Annotated in this window: 9 protein-coding genes; 5 read left to right on the forward strand and 4 right to left on the reverse strand. The window is 72.4% G+C overall.

What is annotated here, in order from left to right; translation table 11 throughout:
• Positions 1-32: 32 nt before the first annotated feature.
• Both ptlH and gap read right to left on the reverse strand, forming a co-directional pair.
• Positions 33-887 carry a 1-deoxypentalenic acid 11-beta-hydroxylase gene (ptlH, locus tag AOK22_RS25195; RefSeq protein WP_055701003.1) on the reverse strand — a complete coding sequence of 285 codons (855 nt, stop codon included), beginning with the start codon at positions 885-887 and terminating at the stop codon, positions 33-35.
• A 225-nt stretch (positions 888-1,112) separates the two neighbouring features.
• Entirely contained in the window at positions 1,113-2,117 is a 1,005-nt protein-coding gene (gap, locus tag AOK22_RS25200; RefSeq protein ID WP_055701004.1) for a type I glyceraldehyde-3-phosphate dehydrogenase, read from the reverse strand.
• Positions 2,118-2,253: 136 nt separating this feature from the next.
• Here gap and AOK22_RS25205 point away from each other — a divergent pair, with 136 nt between their 5' ends.
• Positions 2,254-2,715, forward strand: a complete 462-nt coding sequence (locus tag AOK22_RS25205) for a MarR family winged helix-turn-helix transcriptional regulator (protein ID WP_055701005.1) — start codon at positions 2,254-2,256, stop codon at positions 2,713-2,715.
• A gap of 85 nt (positions 2,716-2,800) precedes the next feature.
• Here AOK22_RS25205 and AOK22_RS25210 read toward each other — a convergent pair whose 3' ends face one another.
• Together AOK22_RS25210 and AOK22_RS25215 are read right to left on the reverse strand one after the other, a co-directional pair.
• Positions 2,801-3,706, reverse strand: a complete 906-nt coding sequence (locus AOK22_RS25210; RefSeq protein ID WP_055701006.1) for a M48 family metalloprotease — start codon at positions 3,704-3,706, stop codon at positions 2,801-2,803.
• Complete coding sequence (locus AOK22_RS25215) at positions 3,703-4,122, reverse strand: BlaI/MecI/CopY family transcriptional regulator (RefSeq protein WP_079036796.1); 420 nt, start codon at positions 4,120-4,122, stop codon at positions 3,703-3,705. The genes AOK22_RS25210 and AOK22_RS25215 overlap by 4 nt, the downstream gene beginning before the upstream one ends.
• Positions 4,123-4,209: 87 nt before the next feature.
• On the opposite strand from AOK22_RS25215, the gene AOK22_RS25220 reads away from it, so the two are divergent.
• The 4 genes from AOK22_RS25220 to AOK22_RS25235 all read left to right on the forward strand — a co-directional run.
• Positions 4,210-5,661 carry a hypothetical protein gene (locus AOK22_RS25220; protein WP_244164982.1) on the forward strand — a complete coding sequence of 484 codons (1,452 nt, stop codon included), beginning with the start codon at positions 4,210-4,212 and terminating at the stop codon, positions 5,659-5,661.
• Positions 5,662-5,853: 192 nt separating this feature from the next.
• A complete protein-coding gene (gene panD / locus AOK22_RS25225; protein ID WP_055701008.1) occupies positions 5,854-6,270 on the forward strand; it encodes an aspartate 1-decarboxylase in 417 nt (138 codons plus the stop codon).
• Positions 6,271-6,328: 58 nt separating this feature from the next.
• Positions 6,329-6,673 carry a GNAT family N-acetyltransferase gene (locus tag AOK22_RS25230; protein WP_055701009.1) on the forward strand — a complete coding sequence of 115 codons (345 nt, stop codon included), beginning with the start codon at positions 6,329-6,331 and terminating at the stop codon, positions 6,671-6,673.
• Positions 6,667-7,165: arylsulfatase (locus AOK22_RS25235; RefSeq protein ID WP_244164983.1), on the forward strand; the 499-nt coding region annotated here is incomplete at its 3' end. The genes AOK22_RS25230 and AOK22_RS25235, both read left to right, overlap by 7 nt.

Genomic DNA, 7,165 nt, shown 5'->3' on the forward strand with positions numbered 1-7,165 from the left:
GTGCCGGTGCTGTACGAGGGGGCGGGCCGGTGCTACTCGACGGCGGTGGGGGTGCCGGTGATCTTCGACATGATCCCCTTGGAGGGGTCCTTCGCGGACTCCGTCCACGGCGTCAGGGCGTTGTGGCCGCGGGGTGACGAGGCCGGCTGCACGCGGGTGTCCATCGACATCCGCATGACGGGCGGCGACGACAGGTTCGGCACCGACTTGTGGCAGGTGTAGCCGTGCATGAACAGGACGTCGCCCGGCTCCATGGCGGAGTGCCGCAGCGTCTCGTCCTGGCCTATGTGCTCCGCGGGTATGCCGCGCACCGGGTGGTCGAACCGGCGGAAGGACTCGTGGACGACGTGCTCGCGCGGGCCGGCCCGGTGGCTGCCGTCCGCGAGCGCGACGCCCCCGGACTCCTCGGTCGTCGCGACCAGCGGAATCCACACGGGACGGAAGTCCTTGTTGGGGCCTATGTAGAAGCCGTCCTGGTGGAAGGGCGTCAGATGCGCGAACGACGGGTTCTCGGCGCCCGCCGCGGAGGGGTAGTAGCGGATCGTCGTGGAGCGGAAGACGAAGACGGGCTCGCCGAAGACCCGCTCGAAGAGCCCGATGGTCGAGGGGTGGTTCCAGAACGCGTCGTAGTCCACGTACGCGTGCATGGCCACCTCGTCGACCTCCTCGAAGGAGTCGATGGCGAGGTCCTCGAGTGTCGCCGTCGGATCCGCGGCGCCCAGTGCCACCAGGCCCTCCCGCATCTGCTCCGCGACGGTCCGTACGAGCGCGCGGTCGAGGACGTCCCGCAGGTAGAGATAGCCGTGTTCCTCGAAGAAGCGGTCGAGTGCCGCGCGGTCGTCGAGCAGAGGGGTGCAGTCCGTGTACTTCCCGGTCGCGTACGTCATGGAGTCCCGTCCTCGTGACAGGGCTCGACCGGGCCGGTGACGTGGCCCGGTCGGGCACGTGGGCAGACCGGCGCCGCAGGCGCCGGACGGTGAGGGGCCGCCCCGGCGCACGTCGTACCGGGACGCGGGCGCGTCGGAGCCACGGCCGTCCATGGGGCGGACGGCCGGTGACAACGCGTCAGAAGGCATCAAGGGAAAGGGAGTTCGGGCGGGTGGGCCGATGCGTCAGAGGGATGCCCCGACCATCAGGGAGAGGTCGATGAGACGGTTGGAGTAACCCCACTCGTTGTCGTACCAGCCGACGACCTTGACCTGTGCGTCGGTCACACGGGTCAGTTCGGCGTCGAAGACGCAGGAGGCGGGGTCGTTGACGATGTCGCTGCTGACCAGAGGCGCCTCGGTGTACGACAGCAGCCCTTTGTACCGTCCGGCCGCGGCCGCCGCGTACGCCTCCTTCACCTCCCGCAGCGTGGTGCTCCGGCTCGGGGTGACCGTCAGGTCGGTGACGGAGCCGGTGGGCACGGGCACGCGCAGCGCGAACGCGTCCATGCGGCCGTCCAGTTCGGGCAGGACCAGGCCGATGGCCTTGGCCGCGCCGCTGGACGTCGGGACGATGTTGAGTCCCGCGGCGCGGGCGCGGCGCAGGTCCTTGTGGGGGGCGTCCTGGAGATTCTGGTCCTGGGTGTAGGCGTGAACGGTGGTCATCATGCCCGCCTCGATGCCCACGGCTTCGTGCAGCACCTTGGCCAGCACGGCAAGGCAGTTGGTGGTGCAGGAGGCATTGGAGATGATCGTGTGACGCTCGGGGTCGTACGCGCCTTCGTTGACGCCCAGCACGATCGTGATGTCCTCGCCGCGGGCCGGCGCGGCGATGATCACCTTCTTGGCGCCGCCCTCGACGTGGGCGCGCGCCTTGGCGGCGTCGGTGAAGATGCCGGTGGACTCGATCACGACATCCACGCCCAGGTCGCCCCATGGCAAGGCGCCGGGATCGCGCTCGGCGAGGACCTTGATCGTCCGGTCGCCCACCCGGATCGCGCCGGGCTCGGCGGCGATCTCCTCGGGGAAGCGGCCCAGGATCGAGTCGTAGGCGAGCAGATGGGCCATCGTGGGGACGTCGCCGAGGTCGTTGACGGCGACGATCTCCAGTTCCGAACCCCGCCCGGCCGCGGCCCGGAACACATTGCGTCCGATGCGCCCGAAGCCGTTGATACCAATACGCACAGCCATGGATGTGCCCCTCATGTAGCGCTTCTGAGGTCGGTTGACGCGCCGTTGCGCCGAGGTGTGCGGACCACGCGCCCATGCATGGGGCGGGCCCCAAGATCGATCAGAAGCTTACATAAATCTGCGATATATTTCCAGGGTGACCACTCCTCAGCACGTCGGCGAACAGGGCGACTTGGACGTCGGTGAATTCACCAGGGCGATCGAGAACTTCAATCGTTACTACATCCGGCTTCCCGTGGTGCAGAAGCTGTCGTTCACGACGCTGTCCGTGCTGGACACGCTGGCCTCGGGCGAACCGAAGCGGCTGACCGAGCTGGCCAGGACCGAGCAGATCAGCCAGCCGGGGCTCACCCAGCTGGTCACGCGTCTTGAGCAGGACGGCCTCGTGGAACGCCGTCCGGACCCGAGGGACGGGCGTGCCGTCCTCGTCCACATCACGGAGAACGGCCGGCAGATCTGGCGGTCCCGGCACGAGGACCGGGTCCGCCACCTGCTTCCGCTCATCGGCCTGCTGACCCCGGAGGAACGGCAGTCGATCGCCGCGGCCCTGCCCGTCCTGACCCGGCTCGTGGAACTCTGGGCCGAGGTCGAGCGGTAAGGGCGTACATTTCCGACGGAATCCATGACGGCGGCCCATTGCCCGTTATTGCCGGGCGTTTCCGAGGGTCTTTTGTGGGTGTGCTCTAGAGCGGCACGGTGTGGGCGAGGAGCCGGAAGAAGTCGTCCGTGGCATCGGCGGCGCCGAGGGCCGGGAGCAGGCCGAGGGCGAGCACGGCCGCGGCCAGGGGCCACAGGCGCGGCGGCGGGGCGGCCCTCAGGGCGGCGACCCGGCGGGTGACCGCGCGGTCGGTGAAGCGCAGCGCGCGGACGGGCTCGGCGCGGTCCGCGACCAGGGCGGCACGGGCCAGGGCGCGGGCGGCGGTGGCCCGGTCGCCGACGGCGGTGGCGGCGCGCTCGTCCGCCCAGCGTTCGAGGAGGAAGGCGACGGTCGTCCGGACGGGCCCCAGAAGGGGGTTGGCCGCGACGGCCACGGTGACGGCGGCCGAGACGAGCGCGTGCCGATGGGCGAGATGGGCGCGCTCGTGGGCCAGCAGGACGCGGCGCTCGGCGGGACCGAGGGCGCGGAGCATGCCGGCGGTGACCAGGATCTGGCCGGGCCTCCCGGGCGCGGCTGGGACGGCGAAGGCGCGGGGCACCGGCGAGGCGGCGACGACCAGCTCGGTGTCCGGCGGGTGGCCCTCGCACAGGCGGTGCAGGGAGCGGCGGGTGGTCGACTCCGCGCGCAGCGCCCGGTGGACGCGGTGGGCGAGCACGCCGAGCGCCGGCACGGCGGCGACGGCGACGGCCGCGGGGACCGGTTCGGGCAGGCCGCGGCCTGCCTCGCGTGCCGCGGCGGCCACCGGCGGTGCCTCGTTGACGAGGGCGGCGGCGAGCAGGACGAGGGCCCAGGTGGTGGCGGCCGCGGTGACGACGGCGGCGACGGTGAGCACGCGGGCGGCAAGGGCGGGTGCCACCCGGCGGCCGACGGCCGGGCCGACGACGGCGAGCAGCAGGGACAGGACGAGCGGGGTGTAGACGTCGATCCTCATGGGCCGCTCCCACCGAGGAGTTCACGCAGCGCGCGCTCCTCCTCGGGACTCAGTCCGGTGACGAACTCCTGGAGGGTGGCGATCGGGTCGGGGCCGCGATCGAGGGCCTGACGCATGGCCTCGGCGGTCGTCTCCGCGGCGTTCTTCACCGGGCGGTACGCCCCGCGCCGCCCGTCCGCGTCGCGCAGGACCAGGCCCTTGTCGTGCAGACGCCTGAGGATGGTGTGGACCGTGTTGTACGCGAGGTCGCCGCTGAGCCCGGCCTGGATCTCGGCGGGAGTCAGGGCCTCGTCGGTCGCCCACAGGGCGGCGAGGACCTCGCTCTCCAACTCCCCGGCGCTGCGCCGCTCGGCTCTGCCGGATCCGCGTGATCCACCGGGTCCGCCGGGTCTGCCTCGGGAGCGTGAGCCTGGCATGCCGTCACCTTACAGCGCGTAGGGCCGTTGCGTAGGGTGGAACGGACCCTACAGCGTGTAGGGGTGGGGGTGGTCATGATGGTCACGATGAAGGGCACGCGCGCCGCGCCCGCCGCCGTCGCGGGAGCCTTCACGGCGGCCCAACTGGCCCTGGTGGGAACGGGTATGGGGCTCGGCTGGGACGAGACGGTGTACGTCAGCCAGGTCAGCCCGCACGCTCCGGCGGCGTTCTTCAGCGCACCGCGCGCCCGGGGCGTCTCGTTCCTCGTGGCGCCGGTGACGTCCTGGTCGTCGTCGACCGAGCTGCTGCGGATATACCTGGCGCTGCTGGCGGGAGCCGGACTCTACCTCGCCCTGCGCTGCTGGCGGGGACTGCTGCCGGTGCCGGTGCTCGCGCTGGCCGGGGGCTTGTTCGGGTCGCTGTGGGTGACGCTGTTCTACGGACCGCAGGCGATGCCCAACTACTGGGTCGCCGTCGGCGCGTTGGCGGCGGTGGGCTGCTTCCTGCGCGCCCAGGGGGACCGCGGCGACCGGGGCGCGGCGTGGGGGCTCGCGGCGGGCGGCGCGCTGATGGCGCTGATGCGGCCCACCGACGCGGTCTGGGCGGCGCTGCCGTTGTGTGCCGCGCTGGTCTGCGTGCGGCGGTGGCGGCAGCCGCGGTTGCTGGGCGCGCTCGCGCTCGGGCTCGCTGCCGGCGCCGCCGAGTGGATCGTCGAGGCGTACGTCCGATACGGCGGCCTCGGCGCGCGGCTCGCCGAGGGGTCGCGGATCCAGGGAGGCCTGGGCTGGCACCTCGCCGTCGGCGACCAGCTGCGCAGCCTCGGCGGACGGACACTGTGCCGGCCGTGCACCTCGGCGATGCCGGACGTGGCGGTGACCGCGTGGTGGTTCGCGCTGCCCGTGCTCGCCCTGGCGGGCCTCGTCGTGGCGGTGCGGGCGGGCCGGGCGTCCGGAACGCTGCTGGCCCTGGCGTGCGCGGCGTCGGCGGCGTTCCCGTACCTCTTCCTGATCGGCTACGCGGCGCCGCGCTTCCTGCTGCCCGCCTACGCGCTCCTCGCGATCCCCGTCGCCGACGCGCTCGCCCGTGTCGTCACCGTATCCAAGGGGTACCGGCGGACCCCGGCCGTCGTGCTGGTGGCAGCCGGTCTCGCGGTCCATCTCGCCGTGCAGACGACGGTGTTGGAGCACACCGTGCACCACTCCTCGGCGGCCCGCCGCGACTACGCCCGCGCCGCGGCCGACCTGCACCGTCTCGGCGTACGGCCCCCGTGCCTGCTCACCGGCCACCAGGCCATCCAGATCGCCTTCTCCGCGGGGTGTGCCTCCGCCCACACCCGCGGCCACAACGCCAATACGACCGCCGGGCGCATCACCCGGGAGGCCCGGAGCATGCCGGTCGCCGCCCTGGAGCCCTCCGGCGACCGGCCGCCGTCGTACGCCCGCACCTGGCGCCCGGACCGGCTGGGGCGGCTGGGCGTGTACGAGGGCTACCGCGCGTATCTCGCCCCCGTGCGGGCGGCGGAGTCGCACCGGTCCTGAACGGGGTGGGCCGGCCGAGGCCTTCGGGCCGTTCGGCCTCCGGGCCGTTCGGTCGAAGCCCTTCGGGCCGCGTGCGCGGGGTGGGGGCGCCGTGGCACTCTTGCCTGCGAGCCCCGAGGACTGCCCGGGGACTCTGTTGTGACCCTTTTTAGGACCGCCATGTGTCCTACCTGCATGAATGGCTAATTGATCATGTTTCGAACCATGTTCAAGTCCAAGATTCATCGCGCCACGGTGACCCAGGCCGACCTGCACTACGTGGGATCGGTGACCATCGACGCGGACCTCCTCGACGCGGCCGATCTGCTGCCCGGTGAACTCGTCCACATCGTCGACGTCACCAACGGCGCCCGCCTGGAGACGTACACGATCGAGGGCGAGCGCGGCAGCGGCGTCATCGGCATCAACGGCGCGGCCGCGCACCTCGTCCACCCCGGGGATAGGGTGATCATCATCAGTTACGCCCAGGTCGAGGACGCCGAGGCGCGTGCGCTGCGGCCCCGGGTCGTACATGTCGACGAGGGCAATCGTGTCGTGGCCCTCGGTGACGATCCGGCGGAGGCGGTGCCGGGGGATCCGGAGACGGCGCGGAGCCCGCTCAGCCGCTGAGGCGGGAGTCGGCCTGTGCGGTGCGGTGTGTTCGGCCGGCGCGGTGCGAGGAGGAACCATGGGTGGTGTCGAGGTTCGGGACGATCGGGCCAGAGGTGTGCTCGAGGCGTTCGAAGGCGGTGAACTCGTCGGGCACATCGTGTACTTCACGCTGGACGCGCCGGAGGCCGCGCTCGTGCCGGTCCACACGGAGGTCGCGTCCGCGCACGAGGGCAAGGGGATCGCCGGTTCCCTCGCCACGGAGCTCTACGCCCTCGCGGCGCGGGAAGGCGTCGCCGTCGCGCCCCTGTGTCCCTACGTCGTGAAGTGGGCCGAACGCCATCCCGAGCAGGCGCCCGTCGCTTCCGAGGAGTTGATGCGGGCCGCGCTCGACAAGGTCCGCAAGGATCCGTCGACGTGGTGACGTCGGGGGCGTCGGCCGGGACGCTGGGTCTGCTGCATACGTCGCCGGTGCACGTGCCCGTCTTCGACGGGCTGCGTGACGCCGCGCATCCGGGGCTTCGGTTGCGGCATCACGTCGCCGAGGAGCTGCTGGAGCGGGCTCGGGCCGTGGGGCCGGAGGCGGTGGCCGGGGACGTGCGGGAGGCGTTGGCGCGGTTCCGGGGTGGTGTGGGTGCGGTGTTGTGCACCTGTTCCACCATCGGTGGGGTGGCCGAAGTGGTCGGGGCGGATGTCGGGGTGCCCGTGGTGCGGGTGGACCGGCCCATGGCCGCGGCGGCCGTTGCCGCGGGGGCGCGGATCGTCGTGCTCGCGACGGTGGAGTCCACGCTGGGGCCCACGGTGGCGCTGGTCGAGGAGGAGGCGCGGCGGGCCGGGCGGGACGTGTTCGTGCGGGCCTCGGTGGTCGAGGGGGCCTGGGAGCGGTTCGAGGCGGGGGACTCCGTCGGGTATGCGG

The sequence above is a fragment of the Streptomyces silaceus genome (assembly GCF_001419745.1).
GTDB lineage: Bacteria > Actinomycetota > Actinomycetes > Streptomycetales > Streptomycetaceae > Streptomyces > Streptomyces silaceus.